The 1,523-nt window shown below is 69.7% G+C and carries 1 protein-coding gene; it reads left to right on the forward strand.

Annotated features, from left to right (window positions below; translation table 11 throughout):
• The first annotated feature begins 40 nt into the window (after positions 1 to 40).
• Positions 41 to 1,501 carry an IS701 family transposase gene (locus ACFYM6_RS36130; RefSeq protein ID WP_387282035.1) on the forward strand — a complete coding sequence of 487 codons (1,461 nt, stop codon included), beginning with the start codon at positions 41 to 43 and terminating at the stop codon, positions 1,499 to 1,501.
• The last annotated feature ends 22 nt before the right edge of the window (positions 1,502 to 1,523 follow it).

Below are 1,523 nucleotides of genomic sequence, written 5' to 3' on the forward strand. Positions count from 1 at the left end.
CCTAGTACGGCAGCCGCCATTGGCGGTCTGACCTGGCGGGATGCGGTGGGGGTGTGCGGGGTGTGCGAAGTGGACGCAGCCGCCTGCCGATCATGTGTTTGTGAGGACTACAAGATCGAAGGCGGCTGCTGCTGCCAGGGTAGCGGCTAGGCGCGCGGTGCGGGCACGGGCCGAGCTGTTGGAGGAGTTGCGGTCGTGTTTCGTGCGGACGCAGACGTGGCAGCACGCGGGTCGGTACGTGTCGGCGCTGGTCAGTCGGGTGCCGAAGCGCAACGGGTGGAGCATCGCCGAGCAGGTCGGGGACGCCACGCCGGACCGCACGCAGCGGTTGTTGAACCGGGCGGTGTGGGACACGACGGCCGCGATGAGTCACGTCCGGCGGTTCGTGGCCGGGGGTCTGGACGCGGCGGCCGCGCGTCGGCGGCGTCGGGGGTTGGTGGTCGGGGCGTTGGACGAGACGGGTCAGCCGAAGCAGGGCCAGGCGACGTGTGGGGTGAAGCGGCAGTACATGGGGTGCGCGGGTCGGGTCGCGAACGGCATCAACACGGTGCACCTGTCGTATGTGCGCGAACGGACCGGGCACGCGTTGATCGGGGCGCGTCAGTGGGTTCCGGCCGAGCAGATCGCCGATCAGCAGGCCTCGGCCGGTATGGGACTGCCACCGGAGGTGGAGTTCCGCACCAAGGGCCAGTTGGCGATCGACCTGTGCGCGGACGCGTACGCCGACGGCCTGGTGTTCGACGTCGCCTGCGGCGACGAGGTGTACGGAAACTGCACACAACTGCGGGAGTTCTTCGAGACTCGCGGGCAGGCGTACGTGCTGCGGGTCGCCTCCACGTTCATGATCGACCTGCCCTCGGGTGACAGGCTGACCTGCGCCCAGGCCGTCACGCTGCTGACCGGGGACAACCGCGGGTGGGAGGTCCGCTCGGCAGGGGCGGGGTCGAAGGGACAACGCTGGTACGCCTGGGCGTGGCTCGCCACCGCCTCACCCCGCCACCATCTGCTGGTCCGTCGCCATCTAAGCAGCGGTGAGCTGGCCTTTCACTACTGCCATGTGCCCGAGGGACAGATCCTGACCAAGACGAGGCTGATCCGCGCCGCCGGACTGCGCTGGCCGGTCGAGGAGTGCTTCGAGTTCGGCAAGGACCACTTCGGCCTGGACCAGTGCCAAGCCCGCCTCTACACCGCGATCGCCCGGCACACCGTGCTGGTCATGGCCGCCCTCGCCGTCTGCGCGGTCACCGCCGCCCACCTCAAAGACCGCACCGACACCCAGGCCCCGCCACCGAGCACACCCGAACAGCCACCACCGCCCGATCCCGGACTCATCCCGCTGACCGTGCACGAGGTCAAGCGGCTCCTCGCCGACGCCCTCCACCATCCGACACCTCCCGGCCACGCCACCCGCTGGCTCACCTGGCGCCGCCGTCACCAAGCCCGCGCCCGCTGGTTCCACCAACGCACCCGACTGAATCGCGACTACGCCCTGGTCAGCTAGCAATTGGCGGCTGCCGTACTAG

The sequence above is a fragment of the Micromonospora sp. NPDC006431 genome, from assembly GCF_042870725.1.
Taxonomy (GTDB): Bacteria; Actinomycetota; Actinomycetes; order Mycobacteriales; family Micromonosporaceae; genus Micromonospora.